The 14,750-nt window shown below is 61.5% G+C and carries 15 protein-coding genes; 7 read left to right on the forward strand and 8 right to left on the reverse strand.

The annotated features are described in order from the left end of the window. Positions 1-16 precede the first annotated feature (16 nt). The 3 genes from ASF84_RS22010 to betC all read right to left on the reverse strand — a co-directional run bounded on the left by ASF84_RS22010 (position 17) and on the right by betC (position 4,585). The gene (locus ASF84_RS22010) at positions 17-1,603 is read right to left on the reverse strand and encodes a SulP family inorganic anion transporter (protein ID WP_056840993.1); all 1,587 of its coding nucleotides are present in this window, start codon (positions 1,601-1,603) and stop codon (positions 17-19) included. A gap of 512 nt (positions 1,604-2,115) precedes the next feature. Beyond that, positions 2,116-3,042, reverse strand: coding sequence for a choline ABC transporter substrate-binding protein (choX, locus tag ASF84_RS22015; protein WP_056840994.1), 927 nt, complete (start codon positions 3,040-3,042; stop codon positions 2,116-2,118). A 37-nt stretch (positions 3,043-3,079) separates the two neighbouring features. Continuing rightward, positions 3,080-4,585, reverse strand: a complete 1,506-nt coding sequence (gene betC / locus ASF84_RS22020) for a choline-sulfatase (RefSeq protein ID WP_056840995.1) — start codon at positions 4,583-4,585, stop codon at positions 3,080-3,082. Between the two features lie 112 nt (positions 4,586-4,697). Here betC and ASF84_RS22025 point away from each other — a divergent pair, with 112 nt between their 5' ends. From ASF84_RS22025 to ASF84_RS22040, 4 genes are all read left to right on the forward strand, one after another. Beyond that, positions 4,698-5,648: a choline sulfate utilization transcriptional regulator gene (locus ASF84_RS22025; protein ID WP_056840996.1), complete on the forward strand. Its 951-nt coding sequence runs from the start codon at positions 4,698-4,700 to the stop codon at positions 5,646-5,648. A gap of 48 nt (positions 5,649-5,696) precedes the next feature. Next, entirely contained in the window at positions 5,697-6,032 is a 336-nt protein-coding gene (locus tag ASF84_RS22030; protein WP_056840997.1) for a DOPA 4,5-dioxygenase family protein, read from the forward strand. Between the two features lie 90 nt (positions 6,033-6,122). Beyond that, entirely contained in the window at positions 6,123-7,478 is a 1,356-nt protein-coding gene (locus ASF84_RS22035) for an SPFH domain-containing protein (RefSeq protein WP_082481774.1), read from the forward strand. A gap of 363 nt (positions 7,479-7,841) precedes the next feature. Next, a complete protein-coding gene (locus ASF84_RS22040) occupies positions 7,842-8,522 on the forward strand; it encodes a hypothetical protein (RefSeq protein WP_056840998.1) in 681 nt (226 codons plus the stop codon). Positions 8,523-8,574: 52 nt separating this feature from the next. Here ASF84_RS22040 and ASF84_RS28700 read toward each other — a convergent pair whose 3' ends face one another. The 4 genes from ASF84_RS28700 to trpB all read right to left on the reverse strand — a co-directional run bounded on the left by ASF84_RS28700 (position 8,575) and on the right by trpB (position 12,587). Then, a complete protein-coding gene (locus tag ASF84_RS28700; RefSeq protein ID WP_236709464.1) occupies positions 8,575-9,459 on the reverse strand; it encodes a fibronectin type III domain-containing protein in 885 nt (294 codons plus the stop codon). 276 nt (positions 9,460-9,735) lie between these two features. Beyond that, positions 9,736-10,224 carry an anti-virulence regulator CigR family protein gene (locus ASF84_RS22050; RefSeq protein WP_056841000.1) on the reverse strand — a complete coding sequence of 163 codons (489 nt, stop codon included), beginning with the start codon at positions 10,222-10,224 and terminating at the stop codon, positions 9,736-9,738. Between the two features lie 327 nt (positions 10,225-10,551). Continuing rightward, on the reverse strand, positions 10,552-11,361 hold the full coding sequence (gene trpA, locus ASF84_RS22055; RefSeq protein ID WP_056841001.1) for a tryptophan synthase subunit alpha: 810 nt from the start codon (positions 11,359-11,361) through the stop codon (positions 10,552-10,554). Continuing rightward, complete coding sequence (gene trpB, locus ASF84_RS22060; protein WP_056841002.1) at positions 11,358-12,587, reverse strand: tryptophan synthase subunit beta; 1,230 nt, start codon at positions 12,585-12,587, stop codon at positions 11,358-11,360. The genes trpA and trpB overlap by 4 nt, the downstream gene beginning before the upstream one ends. A 134-nt stretch (positions 12,588-12,721) precedes the next feature. On the opposite strand from trpB, the gene ASF84_RS22065 reads away from it, so the two are divergent. After that, positions 12,722-13,615, forward strand: coding sequence for a LysR family transcriptional regulator (locus ASF84_RS22065; RefSeq protein ID WP_056841003.1), 894 nt, complete (start codon positions 12,722-12,724; stop codon positions 13,613-13,615). 14 nt (positions 13,616-13,629) lie between these two features. Here the strand turns inward: ASF84_RS22065 and ASF84_RS22070 are convergent, their stop codons facing one another. Then, positions 13,630-13,965 (reverse strand): DUF883 family protein, encoded by a 336-nt coding sequence (locus ASF84_RS22070; protein WP_056841004.1) that lies wholly within the window; start codon positions 13,963-13,965, stop codon positions 13,630-13,632. Between the two features lie 192 nt (positions 13,966-14,157). On the opposite strand from ASF84_RS22070, the gene ASF84_RS22075 reads away from it, so the two are divergent. Next, entirely contained in the window at positions 14,158-14,373 is a 216-nt protein-coding gene (locus tag ASF84_RS22075) for a dodecin (protein WP_056841005.1), read from the forward strand. Positions 14,374-14,522: 149 nt separating this feature from the next. After that, on the forward strand, positions 14,523-14,747 hold the full coding sequence (locus tag ASF84_RS22080) for a DUF1161 domain-containing protein (protein WP_056841006.1): 225 nt from the start codon (positions 14,523-14,525) through the stop codon (positions 14,745-14,747). Positions 14,748-14,750: the final 3 nt, after the last annotated feature.

Genomic DNA, 14,750 nt, shown 5'->3' on the forward strand with positions numbered 1-14,750 from the left:
GCGGGCAAGCGCGCTCCTACAAGCCGGCGCCTACTGCACTTTCGAAGCGGATCGGGCAGCGCTCGGGCCCTTCGAGCTTGTGCAGTTCCTCGATCACATGAGGCCTGGCATGGCGCAGGATCAGGCTGCGGCCTTGCTGGCCCAGCCGGCGGGCTTCCTGATGCAGCATCTCGACGCCTGAATAGTCGATGAAGTTGATGTGTTGCGCCTCGATCACCACCTGCCGGCCTTCGCTGCGTTGCAGCCGGGTCTGCAAGTAATGGCTGGCGCCGAAAAAGATCGAGCCGCCCACCCGCAGGATTTCCTCGTCGCCTTCGCGCCATTGCTGTACGCGCGGCTGCGAGGTGCGCTTCAGATAAAAGAACAGCGACGCCAGCACACCGGCATAGATCGCCGCCTGCAACTCCAGCACCAGGGTGGCGGCGCAGGTCAGCAGCATGACGAAGAACTCGGCGCGGCTGACCCGGAACAGCGCCGCAATGCCTCGGCGGTCGATGAGCCCCCAGCAGATCAGCAAAATCGACGCAGCCATGGCCGGGATCGGAATGTGCGCGATCAGCGAGGCCCCGGCCACGGCGAACAGCGCCACCCACAGCGCCGAGAACACCCCGGCCAGCGGCGAGCGGGCGCCCGCCTCGAAGCTCAGGGCGGCACGGGTGAAGGAGCCGGCCGACAAGTAGCCGGAAAACAAGGCTCCGGCCATGTTCGATAGACCCTGGGCGCGCACTTCCTGGTTGGCGTTGAGCATCTGCTGCGAGCGGGTCGCCAGCGAGCGGGCAATCGACAGGCTGTTGACCAGCCCGAGCATGCCCACGGCCACGGCGGTGGGCAGCAGGCGAATGATCAGCTCGGCGTCCAGCGGCACCGGGCTGAACGGCGGCAGGTGACCGGCAAAGGCCTTGACCTGTTGCACATGGCCGAACATCGCAGGCCACAGCCAGACCAGCAGGCTGCTGGCCAGCAAGGTGATCATCAGGGTCGGCCACTTGGGCACCAGTGCCTTGAGCACGATGCCCAGGCTCAGGGTCAGCAGGCCCAGGGTCAGGGATGCGGTATCGACCTGGTGACGGTGCTCGATCAGGGCGACCAGGCTGCCCAGGGCGGTGCTTTGACTGGGCAGCTCCAGGCCCATCAGATTGGGCAATTGCCCCAGGGCGATGACCACGGCGGCACCCAGGGTGAAACCGATCACCACCGAATGCGAGACGAAGTTGACCAGCGCGCCGAAGCGCATCAGGCCGAGCAATAACTGGAAGGCGCCGGCAATGAAGGTCAGCAGCAGGATCAGGGTGATGTAGTCCTGGCTGGCCGGCACCGCCAGCGGGCTGACGCTGGCGTACAGCACCACGGAAATCGCCGCCGTCGGCCCACAGATCAGGTGCCAGGACGACCCCCACAGGCAGGCGATCAGCACCGGTACGATGGCCGCGTACAACCCGTATTCCGGTGGCAGGCCGGCGATCAGGGCATAGGCGATCGACTGCGGCAGTGCCAGGATCGCCCCGCTCAGCCCCACCAGCGCATCACGGCCGACGCTCTGACGGGTCTGCTGGGGCAACCAGGCCAGGAAAGGAAAAAGTTTATGGCGCTTGAGCCGGGCCATGAGCCTCTCGTTGTCAATGAATGAGCAAGGTCAGCGTACAACACCCGGCCTGCTGCCCCTACCGGTCGGTCAAGAACAACACGGTCCATGCGGGAGGCAAGCTCTGCCGGCGATGGCTATGGAACAGACGCAGCCGATATATCGGCCTTGCCGGCCTCATCGTCGGATCGCCGCCCGGAGCAAGCCGCCTCCCACCGGGTTGATGTGGCCCTGACTTTCAGGCCTGGCACCAGACTTTGGGAGGCGGCTTGCCGGCGATGGCGATGGAACAGACGCAGCCGATATATCGGCCTTGCCGGCCTCATCGTCGGATCGCCGCCCGGAGCAAGCCGCCTCCCACCGGATTGATGTGGTCCTGAATTTCAGGCCTGGCACCAGACTGTGGGAGGCAGCTCTGCTGGCGATTGCGATTCAGGATGCCGTGAAAATGCGCCGGTATCACTGGCCCGTTCGCGAGCAGAGCTCCCTCCCACAACAATCGGACCCACGTTTGACAGGGCCCGCATCAGCCGTTACAGACTGGCCTTCACCGCCGCCAGCCCGTCCTTGTCGTCGATGGTCTTCACGCCGTCCAGCCATTGCTCCAGCACCGCCGGGTTGGCCTTGATCCAGGCCTTGGCCGCTTGCGGGTTGCTGGTCTTGTTATTGGCCACCTCGGCCATGATGCTGTTTTCCATGTCCAGGGTAAATGTCAGGTTGGTCAGCAGCCTGGCCGCGTTCGGGCAGGCGTCGGCGTAGCCTTTGCGGGTCACGGTGTACACCGAGCCGGTGTCGCCGAAGTACTTCTCGCCGCCCTTGAGGTAGCGCATGCCCTTGACCTGCACGTTCATCGGGTGCGGCGTCCAGCCCAGGAACACCACGAACGCCTTGCGCTTCACGTTGCGGTTGACCTCGGCCAGCATCGCCTGTTCGCTGGACTCGACCAGCTTCCATTGTCCGAGGTTGAATTCGTTGGCCTTGATGATCTCCTGCAACGACAGGTTGGCCGGCGCGCCGGCGCCGATGCCGTAGATCTTGTTATTGAACTTGTCGGCAAATTTCTGCAGGTCGGCAAAATCATGCACGCCGGCCTCCCAGACATAATCAGGCACGGCCAGGGTGAATTCGGTGCCTTGCAGGTTCTTGCTCAGTCGGGTGACGTCGCCGGTGGCGATGAACTTGTCATGAAAGCCCTGTTGGGCCGGCATCCAGTTGCCCAGGAACACGTCAAGCTGCCCGTCCTTGAGCCCGCCATAGGTGATCGGCACCGCCAGCGTATCGACCTTGGCGGTGTAGCCCAGGCCCTCCAGCAGCAATCCGGCGATGGCGTTGGTGGCGCCGATGTCGCTCCAGCCGGGGTCGGCCATCTTCACGGTCTTGCAACTCTGCTCGGCGGCCTGCACGGTCAGGCCTGTGAGGGTCATGACACTGGCCACCAGCACTGCGGATAACGTCTTCATCGAGATGCCCTTTGTTGGTTTTCTGGGTTGGCAGGGTTCAAGGCTGTGGAAAGCGTGCGCGGCGCTCCAGGTCGTCCAGGTCAATGTGGTTGCGCATGTACTGTTGGCTGGCGTCGACCAGCGGCTGGTGATCCCAGCTCTTGAGTTTTCCGGTGGCCAGCGCCCGGGCCACCAGGCGGCGACGGCGCTGGCTGGCGAGCACTTGCTGATGAATGGCCGGGATGTCCCATTTGGCCCGGGCCTCGCCCAGCATCTGTTCGAACAGCGCCTGATGCGCCGGCGACTGGCTCAGCTCTTCGCGTTCCTGCGGGTCGTTGTGCACATCGAACAACAGGCAGGGGTCCGACTCGGAGTAGATGAATTTATAAGCACCGCGACGAATCATCATCAGCGGGCTGGTGGTGCCTTCGGCCATGTATTCACCGAACACTTCGTCATGCCCACCCTCGCCGTTCAAGTGCGGCACCAGCGAGCGCCCGTCCAGCGCCAGGCCACTGTCGGTGTGGCCGCCGGCCAGCTCGACCAGGGTCGGCAGCAGGTCGGCAGTGGACACCGCGGCGCTGACCCGCTTGGCTGCGAACTGCCCCGGCACATGGATCACCAGCGGCACCCGTGCGGCCATTTCGAACCAGTGCATTTTGTACCAGAGGCCGCGCTCGCCGAGCATGTCGCCGTGGTCGCCGGAGAAAACAATGATGGTGTCGTCGGCCAGGCCGGTTTCTTCCAGGGTCTGCAGCAGCCTGCCGATGTTGTGATCAATGTAGCTGCAGGCGCCGAAGTACGCGCGCCGCGCATCGCGAATCTTGTCGACGGGCAACGGCTTGTCCCACAGGTCATAGACCTTGAGCAGGCGCTGCGAATGCGGGTCGAGCGCGTCCTGGTCGGCGTGGGCCACCGGCATCGGAATCTCGTCGTCGCGGTACAGGTCCCAGAACGGCTTGGGAATGGTGTACGGGTCGTGCGGGTGGGTCATCGACACAGTCAGGCAGAACGGCGCATCGCCGTCCTGGCGCACATGGTCGTACAGGTACTGCTGGGCCTTGAACACCACCTCTTCATCGAAATCGAGCTGGTTGGTGCGCACGCAAGGGCCGGCCTGCAGCACCGACGACATGTTGTGGTACCAACTGGGGCGTACGTCCGGCGCGTCCCAGTTCACCGCCCAGCCGTAGTCGGCCGGATAAATGTCGCTGGTCAGGCGTTCTTCATAGCCGTGCAACTGGTCCGGGCCGCAAAAGTGCATCTTGCCGGCCAGGGCCGTGTGGTAGCCCAGGCTGCGCAGGTAGTGGGCGTAGGTCGGGATGTCGGCGGGAAAGTCCGCCGCGTTGTCATAGGCGCCGATCCTGCTGGGCAACTGGCCGCTGACCAGGGTAAAGCGCGACGGCGCACACAGCGGGCTGTTGCAGTAGGCGGCGTCGAACACCACCCCGCTGGCGGCCAGGCGGCTGAGATTGGGTAGCTTGATCGGCGACTCGGCATAGATTGGCAGGATCGGCGCGGCCATCTGGTCGGCCATGATGAACAAAATGTTTTTACGCTTCATTGATCCTGCATCCCATTGCCAGGGTTTATGCGAAAGTGCTGCATTCGAGGATGAAGCCCACGCTTTTTCCGGTAAAGCCCATGCACTGCAATGACTAGGATAAGCACAGCTTATGTTTGAACGCCTTGGCACCCTGTCGCTGGATTTGCTGCGTGCCTTCGAGTCCGCCGCCCGCACGCGCAGCTTCACCGCCGCCGCCATCGAGCTGGGCACCACCCAGCCTGCGGTCAGCCAGCAGATCAAGCGCCTGGAAGAGCAACTGGCCACGCGCCTGTTCGACCGTATCTACCGTGGCATTGCCCTGACCGAGGCCGGCGAGGTGCTGCTTGAATATGTGCAGACGGGTCTGCAGTCGATTGACCTGGGCCTGGAAACCATCACCGGCCAGCACCAGCATGAGGTCTTGCAGGTCGCCACTGATTTTGCCTTTGCCGCCTACTGGCTGATGCCGCGTTTGCATCGCTTCCATGCCAGCCACCCGCACATCGATGTCAGCCTGGTGACCAGCGAGCGCAGCCACAGCATGCTGCGCAGCGATGTCGACGTGGCGGTCCTGTTCGGTGACGGACGTTTTCGCCAGGGTGAAAGCCGCTGGCTGTTCAGCGAAGAAGTATTCCCGGTGTGCAGCCCGCAACTGCTGGCGGGTCGCGAGCGGCCCTTGCCGCTGGAGGCGCTGAACGAACTGCCGTTGCTGCACCTGCGTGGCGAAGGCAGCCACCAGTGGTTCGACTGGGCCGGGGTGTTCCGCGCACTGGGCATCCAGCAGGCGCCGGTGCCGGGGCAACTGCGCTTTGACAACTACACCTTGCTGATCCAGGCCGCCATCGGTGGCCAGGGCGTGGCCATCGGCTGGCGGCACCTGGTCGACGATCTGCTGGCGCAAGGCTTGCTCTGCCGGCCCATCGAAGCCTGCGCAATGTCGGCTTCGGGGTATTACGTGGTGCTGCCGCAGCGCAAGCGCCGCTTGCCGTTGATCGAGCAGTTTGTCGACTGGCTGACCAGTGAGCAGGCGCAAAGCAATCAGACGTCGTCGTGTGCGACCTTGCCGTCGATTGCGGTGTAAAGCACTGGCGTGGCATAACAGGCGCCTGTTCAGGTAGGGAGTACCGCAATGCCGACCATCCAGGGCTACCACGCCCACGTTTACTTCAACGAGCACACCCTCGAGCAGGGCCGCGCCTTGTGCGAGGCGGCCACTGCCGAGTTCGGCATCACGATGGGCCGTGTGCATGAGGGCCTGGTCGGCCCGCACCCGGACTGGAGCTGCCAGCTGTCGTTCGGGCATGAGCTGCTGGCCGACGTGGTGCTGTGGCTGGCGCTCAACCGCAAGGAACTGGTGGTGTTCCTGCACCCGCTGACCGGCGACGACCTGGTCGACCATACCGCCCACGCCATCTGGATGGGTGCGGTGCGACCGTTGAATCTTGAGGCGTTCAGGCTGCCTTGACCGCCTTTCCTACAGGGTATTCAGCCCGTCCTGACAGAAGCGTTTCAGCATTGCGGTGAAACTGGATCCTTATTGAATAAGGACATCGCCATGCTGATACCAAAGACACCCGACTGGGCCCCGAGCAAGAAACGATTGGCCACCCTGGCGTTGCCGGTGGCCTTTCTGGTCGCTTCGCCCCTGCTGTTCAACAGCATGTTTTTCTACAACGAAGCCGGTTACATGACCCATGTGCGCACGATCTTCGGCGACGAGAAGATCGTCGATGATGTCGGCTATGCCACCAAGTGGTTCGGTCGCGCAACGGCGTGGAAAAAAGCCATCAGCGTGCAGTCCGTGCTGGTGCTCGACAAGAAGGACGACAACCCCGAGAACGACGCGCTGGGGGCGACCATCGAGACCTTTCCCATTGTCTTTCTGGGCAATGTCGACGCCAAGGTCGAGTCGTCCGCACGGTTTCGCCTGCCCGGTGGCGAAGCCTTCCTGACCATCGCGCAGGAATACCGCAACCCCGACAACTTCATCCGCAGCGCCCTGCTGCCGGCCATCAAGGAAACCCTGCAGGCCACCGCTTCGCTGATGACCGCCGATGATTACTACGCCGGGGCGCGCAGCGAGTTTGCCGCCGAGTTCGAGAACCAGCTCAACGACGGCCTGTACCTGATCAAGCGCCGGGAAATCCGCACCACCCAGGGCACGGTGCCGCGCCAGACCGCCATTCTCCAGGCCGGCACCGAACAGGGCAGTTTTGGTCATAACACCGGCAGCCAGTACGTGACCGAAAAGGTCACCGATGACAAGAACGTTCCGATCCGCAAGCAGCAACAGTTCCGCCGCTTCGGCGTCGAGGTGGTCGAGGCGCGCATTACCCATATCGACCCCAACCCGCAATACCGCGAGCGCATGGTCAAGGTCCAGCAGGCGCTGGCCGAATTGGCGGTGGCCCGGCAGAACCGCTTGAAGGAAGAGGAAGAAAAGCGCCTGGTGACCGCGCGCGGCGAAAAGGAGGTCGAGGCCAAGCGCCAGGAAACCCTGCGCGACCAGATCGAGCGCACCACCCAGGCCGAGACCGAGAAGCAACTGGCGGTGATCAACGCCGAGCGCGAGCGCAGCCGCGCCGAAATCGAGAAGCAGACCGCCGAACTGCTGCGCGACAAGGCCACCACCACCGCGCAAGCCACCCGCATCACCGCCGACGCCGAAGCCCACGCCCGCGAGGCGTCGATCAAGGCCGATGGCGCGCTGCAATCGAAGCTCGATGCGCTGATCGCGATCAACAAGGCCTGGGCCCAGGCAGCTGCCCAGGCCCCGGTGCCCGGCGTGATGATGGGCAGCGCCGGCTCATCCGCCACCGTAGGGCGTCAGGATGAACTCAGCCAGTTCATGGGCATCCTGGCCACCAAGGCCGCCCGCGACCTGGCGCTGGACATGAAAATGAATCAATAACAGGCCACCCACCTGCCGTGCATGAAAACCACTGCGCAGAAGCGCCCAACGATCGCGAAGGCTGTCTCGTCTGGCAAGGATGGTATCCGGTTGTACGGCCTATGCCTTTCAAGAGCGGTCAATCGCTGATTGACCGTTTGCGGAACGGCGATTGCTTTTACAAAGGCACGCCGCTTTATAGCCATGGCGAAGATCAACCGTTTATGAATATAAGTGAACACTGCTTTATTAACTATGTGTATAGAGTTTGAGACACCGCTCACAACACGCTTTCCTTCGGAATTATCCTACATCCTCATCAGGAAAAGTTTTCTGTCCTCGGGTCGCTAAAGCTAAAGAATTCATACGTCAGAGAACGTCGCCATGAACATCATCGGCATTGCACCTGCCCTCACGTCCATTCAAATGCTGTCCAAGCCCGTCGTGGCGGGCACTGATCAGGATTTACCCGGCACCCAGAAAGCCGAAGATCCCGGGCAGGCTCGGGCAAAAGCGTTTTACAGCCGTGAAGAGGAGCCCTGGAAAGGGAAAACCTATTTTTATTCTGAGTTCGGAGGGCCCAAAGAAGAACGTCCACTGACCAAAGAAATGTACCTCGACGACCTTAAATCCTTTTCAAACCTGGAACTCAGGATCCAGCAATCCATCTACGCACGAATAGTGAATGAGTTGGGCGTCTTTAGGCCTGATCTGGCCAGTAAAAACTTCAGCTATACGTTGGGCGATAATGCCGAAATAAAAATTCTGAACCCTGACCGCTCGTTGAGTGAAAGCGATCTGCACGACCTGGAGAAAATATTTAACAGTCATAGAAAATTCAAAGGCAGTGTGAGTGCATACGCCAAGATGGCAATGAACTTGGTTGACCACGATGACAAGGCATTCGGTGGTAAGTATAAACTGGACCTTTCAAATATCCAGAACATCCTTGATTTCGGAAAGCTCATTATGGAAAAGCCGCAAGGTATGGGCGAAGCACTGGTGCGTCAGGTTCTTGAAAAGGGCGAAAAGCGTGATCAGGCGTTGGTTGATGTCATTGTGTGATTGTGAATGGAACGCTCTGCTGACACGCTACCAGCAGAGCGTTGTTAACCAGTCAGTTTCTTGACCAGTTGACCAACCATCGCTTGCAGACATGCCCAAAATCATAGCGGTGAGGTTTATCAGCGAGGGCACCGGGCAATACATTAAGTGCTTGATAGGCACCCACCTTGTATCGAGTGGCCCACGTATTTCTGCCGTTATTGATATGGACGAACGGTTCAGCGTATTCACCGCCTTCGCAGCGATTGAACTTTATAAGCGCTGCAATCTTTCCGTGACGGTCAGAACTGTACAGCGTTGTATCCGTGTTAACTTCGGCATTGGGACGAAAGGAAAAGGCGACTACCCCACCCTCAAGAGGATGCCCTTTACTGTCGGTAAAACTGACTTCCAGTAGCGCTTCGGTCAATGCCTGAGTGGCTAAAAAAGCCGGTGCGGTCAACCCATGAGGAATAGGCATGAATCCTTTTTCATGATGAAAGTCATAATACATGTGCGGGTAAGAACCGAACGCCAACGTGTAGCCCGCTTTGTCAAACTGGACGCCCCCGACAGCCATCACTCGAACTTCAACGCTCGTTCCCGGTGACAGATTCTCTATTTTTTCAGGCCCATTCCAGTGCTTGGTATTCCATTCTCCACTCGCGATCCGGTAATCAAGTCGCCAGTGTTTGCCATAGGAGCTGGCATCCGGGATGGCCAGTAAGACAGTCTGGCCGCGTACGGCCGTAAAATGATAATGGTGAATCGCCGTCACGCTCTCCAGTTCATTTCTGATCAAGTGAACACGGTCCTCCAGTGTCGTTGCTACAGGCGCTTGAGACGGCGGCTGGTCGGTCGTATTCAACACGATTGCCTGAGCGAATGCCGGCAAGGCGATGACGACTAATACACACGCCAGTAATGCGCTAAAACAGTTTTTGTTTTTATTCATCATTGTAAAGTTCCGCTTGATTAATTAGGTTGATCTTTGGCCATCTGGTTTTAATTCCAGAGCGTGGCTGACGTAATCACCTGCAAACCAAGTGTTCAACAACGATAAAGAAAAATCAGAAACGTCCTACAAGTCACCTCTAAACGCGTAGGCGAGACAGTCGAAAGCTGCCGACACGATCTTGCCCACGCTTCGATCATGCCGGCCCCTTCGCGAGCAGAGCGCCCTCCCCCTGGATCGGTGCCAGGCCAGAAGGCGATAACGGCCCCAGGATCACCCTCAATTCAACACGCCATCCAGAATTGCATACACGATCCCGGTGCCCACCGCGATCAGCACCACGTCGGTGCCCAGGCGGCGCCATTCGTAGCCGTCGTAACGCGGCAGTTGTTGCAAGGCACGGCTGTCCAGGCGCTTGCCGTAGCCCGGAGGCAGCGGCTTGCCCTTGACGATGCGTATGCCCGGCGGCAGCGGCTGGCCACGACCTATGATGTCGCGGTGTTGCTGGAAGGTCTGGCGCACCGGGCCGAAATCCTGCGGCGGACGGTTGCCGCCACGGTTGTCGTGCTGGGCGCCCTTGCCCGGGCCGTTGTCATGACCGCGTCCCGGATTATCGTCCTTGTGGCCCTGGTTGCCACCCTGCTGATGACCGCCGCGCTCGTCCTGGCCCTGATTGCCACGCCCTTCCGGGGGCGCAGCCTGCAACAGCGGGCTGGCGCTGATCATCAGGATACCCAGCCCGGCAATGAAGCGGTTCGGCAGTTTCATGGGTGATGCTCCTTGGTGTACCGCAATGAAAAAGGGTTCGCGACAATGGTCGCGAACCCTTTTGTGTCTTGCTGTATAGAGCGGTCTCAAGCTCCGGAATTCCTCTGTATCAGGAACTTTACCCAGGCTTACAAAACCGTTACCGGAGCGTGTGCGGCTGAAGTCGCACTCATCAAACACAACCTGTGACCGGCCTGAAAATCAACCCCGTAGGAGCGACCAGCGGTGGCGAAGAGGCCGGTTCAAGCCCAACCTCTTCTGTGCCTGGCAAATAGCCTTCGCGACCGTTGGTCGCTCCTGCGGCATACGGCGCAGCAGCGGTCGGCCTCAGCGGCGGGCGTTGCGCACGCCTTCGGCCAGTGCCGCGCACAGGCTCAGCACGCCATCCACTGCCTGCTCGGGCGATGTGGCTTTGGCGATCTGGTCGACCAGGGCCGAACCGACCACCACGCCATCGGCCAGCCGGGCAATCGCCGCGGCCTGTTCCGGGGTGCGGATGCCGAAGCCGACGCTGATCGGCAGCGATGTGTGCCGACGCAGGCGCTCGATGGCCTGGGTCACATGCTCGGTGGTGGCAGAGCCGGCACCGGTCACACCGGCCACCGACACGTAGTAGACGAAACCCGAGCTGCGTGCCAGCACCGTGGGCAAGCGTGCATCGTCGGTGGTCGGGGTGGTCAGGCGGATGAAGTCGATGCCGGCGGCCTGGGCGGGCGTGGCCAGTTCGCCATCGTGCTCCGGTGGCAAGTCGACGATGATCAGGCCATCGACGCCAGCCTCTTTGGCCTGGCTCACGAACGCCTCGACACCAAAGCGGTGGATGGGGTTGTAGTAACCCATCAGTACGATCGGCGTGGTGCTGTCGTCGACACGAAATTCACGCACCATCTGCAGTGTCTTGGCCAGGGTCTGGCCAGCGTCCAGGGCGCGCAGGGTCGCCAGCTGGATGGCCACGCCATCGGCCATCGGGTCGGTGAACGGCATGCCCAGTTCGATCACATCGGCGCCGGCAGCCGGCAGGCCCTTGAGGACCTTGAGCGAGGTGTCGTAGCCGGGGTCGCCGGCGGTGATGAAGGTCACCAGGGCGGCACGGCCTTCGGCCTTGAGCTGAGCGTAACGGTGTTCAAGACGGCTCATGCCAGTGTCTCCTGGGTCTTTTCAGTCGCGGCCATGTGGTTCATCACGGTTTGCATGTCTTTGTCGCCACGGCCCGAGAAGCACACCACCATCAGGTGGTCCTTGCTCAGGGTCGGCGCGCGGCGAATGGCTTCGGCCACGGCATGCGCGGTTTCCAGCGCCGGAATGATGCCTTCCAGGCGGCAGCACTTGTGGAACGCATCCAGGGCTTCGTCATCGGTGATGCTGACGTACTCGACGCGCTTCACTTCGTGCAGGAAGGCGTGTTCCGGGCCGATGCCAGGGTAGTCGAGACCGGCGGAAATCGAATGCGCATCGGTGATCTGGCCGTCCTGGTCCTGCAGCAGGTAGGTACGGTTGCCGTGCAGTACACCCGGCACCCCGCCATTGAGGCTGGCGGCGTGCTTGTCGGTGGTCACGCCATGGCCACCGGCCTCGACGCCGATGATCTGCACGCTGGCGTCATCCAGAAACGGATGGAACAGGCCCATGGCGTTGGAACCGCCACCGACGCAGGCGACCAGGCTATCGGGCAGGCGCCCTTCCTTGTCGTGCATCTGCTCTTTGGTTTCTTTGCCGATCACCGACTGGAAGTCGCGGACCATGGCCGGATACGGGTGCGGGCCGGCTACGGTACCGATCAGGTAAAAGGTGTTGTCGACGTTGGTGACCCAGTCGCGCAGGGCCTCGTTCATGGCGTCCTTGAGCGTGCCGGTGCCGGAGGTGACCGGGACGATCTCGGCGCCCAGCAGCTTCATGCGGAACACGTTGGCCTGCTGGCGCTCGATGTCGGTGGCGCCCATGTAGATCACGCATGGAATGCCGAAGCGCGCCGCGACCGTGGCGGTGGCCACGCCGTGCATGCCGGCACCGGTCTCGGCGATCAGGCGGGTCTTGCCCATGCGCTTGGCCAGCAGCACCTGGCCGATGCAGTTGTTGATCTTGTGCGCGCCAGTGTGGTTGAGCTCTTCGCGCTTGAAGTAGATACGCGCACCGCCCAGGGCATCGCTCAGGCGTTCGGCGTAGTACAGGGGGTTCGGACGGCCCACATAGTCACGCTGGAAATAGGCCATCTGCTCGGCGAATTCGGGGTCGGCCTTGGCCGCTTCGTATTCGCGGTTCAGGTCCAGCACCAGCGGCATCAGGGTTTCGGCGACATAACGACCGCCAAACGAGCCAAACAGGCCGTTGGCATCGGGGCCGCTGCGAAAGTGGGTCTGGGTCATGAACAAGCTCCAGGATCGAAAAAGGTTGAGCCGGATTCGGCAATGGGTTCACTTTACCCAGCGCAGGCCACGCTGAAAACCGATAAGATCGCGGCCACCTGTGAGAAAAACTCACATTTCCAAGCGAGGTCATCATGAGCCGCGACCTGCCCCCTCTCAATGCGCTGCGCGCCTTTGAAGCCGTTGCCCGGTTGGGCAGCGTCAGCCAAGCAGCGGAACAGCTGCACGTGACCCACGGCGCGGTCAGTCGACAGCTCAAGGCGCTTGAAGCGCATCTGGGCATACGTTTGTTCGACAAGGACGGACGCGGCCTGAAACTCACAGATGCCGGCAGCCGTCTGCGTGAGGTCTCCAGTGATGCCTTTGATCGCCTGCGCGGGGTGTGCGCCGAGTTGAGCCAGGACAGCCATGAGGCGCCTTTTGTGCTGGGCTGCTCGGGCAGCCTGCTGGCGCGCTGGTTCATTCCGCGCCTGGGCCGCCTGAATGCCGAATTGCCGGATTTGCGCCTGCACCTGTCGGCCGGTGAAGGCGACCTCGACCCACGTCGTCCGGGGCTGGATGCGTTACTGGTGTTCGCCGAGCCGCCGTGGCCGGCCGACATGCAAGTGCTGGAACTGGCAAGTGAGCGCATCGGCCCGGTGCTGAGCCCGCACTTTTCGCGTTTCGAGGCCTTGCGCCAGGCACCTGCGCAAGCGCTGCTCGATGAATCCCTGCTGCATACCACCTCGCGGCCCCAGGCCTGGCCCAGTTGGGCGCGCCACAACGGCATCGACCCGCAAGCGCTGCGCTACGGGCAAGGGTTCGAGCATTTGTATTATCTGCTGGAGGCGGCCGTGGCTGGCCTGGGGGTGGCCATTGCGCCCGAGCCGCTGGTCAGTGACGACCTGCGGGCCGGGCGCCTGGCAGCGCCATGGGGCTTCAGTGAAACCCCGGCGCAGCTGGCGCTATGGGTGCCCCGGCGGGCCGCTGACGGGCGTGCCCGGCAGTTGGCCCATTGGCTCAGGAACGAGCTGAAGGGCACCGCCTGAACAGGGCGGGCTGATCAGTCGCCGCGCTTGCACAGCAGGTAGGCGGCCAACAGGCCCAGCGCGCCCACGGCGACACCGGCGGTGGTCCATGGATGGTCCTGCGCGTAGTCGCGGGTAGCGATGGCATTTTCCCGGGTCTTGACCTTCACGTCTTCATAGACTTCGCCCAGGTCGCTGAGCAGACCGCGCGAGTGGCCCAGTGCACGTTCGGCGCTGGCCTTGAGGCTCTTGAGGGTCTTGTTCGACTCCTCGGAAGCATCGTTTTTCAAGCCTTCAAGAGACTTGAGCAGACTTTCGATCTCTGCTTCCATGCTTTGCAGCGAAGCCTTGCGGAGTGACGAACTGGCCATGGTGTATCTCCTGCAGTGATGAATGGGGTGTGTTGTGTCCGACTACAGGGTTGGCGGAAAGTGCAGTGGCATTTGCAGCGAGGTGCGCAGTGACATGCACGGTGCGCTGAACTTTTGCCCGGCTTTTCCACACAGATGCAGGGAGCGGCACGACTGCTACGCTCGTCAATGACCTTTGCACGGAGAACTGCCATGAGTGACCATCATACGTACAAGAAAGTCGAGCTGGTTGGCTCGTCGACCACCTCCATCGAGGACGCGATCAACAATGCCATCGATGAAGCGAGTAAAAGCCTGAACCACCTGGAGTGGTTCGAAGTGACCGAGACCCGTGGCCATATCGAAGACGGCAAGGTGGCGCACTTCCAGGTCACGCTCAAGGTCGGCTTTCGCATTGCCAAGAGCTGATTGCCAATAACGCCGGGTGAGCCCGCGACTGAACCTTCAGACCGGCTCACTGCTCTACCTGTTTGTGTCACCCCCTCATTTGATCAGCCCCGCATGCCGGTATCGCCCAGGCGACCTCATGCATGGCGCCTGTACCAGGAGATGTACTCATGAAGCGTTTCATGCTGGCGGTAGGGTTGTTGAGCCTGGCAGGCACTGCCATGGCGGCAGGCAAGCCTTGCGAAGAACTGAAGGCGGAAATCGACGCCAAGCTGCAGGCCAAGGGCGTGACGTCCTACACCCTGGAAGTGGTCGAGAAAGGCAGCACCGCCACCCACCAGGTGGTCGGCAGCTGTGAAGGCGACACCAAGGAAATCGTGTATTCGCGTGACTGAGCC

Source organism: Pseudomonas sp. Leaf127, assembly GCF_001423155.1.
Classification (GTDB): domain Bacteria; phylum Pseudomonadota; class Gammaproteobacteria; order Pseudomonadales; family Pseudomonadaceae; genus Aquipseudomonas; species Aquipseudomonas ovata.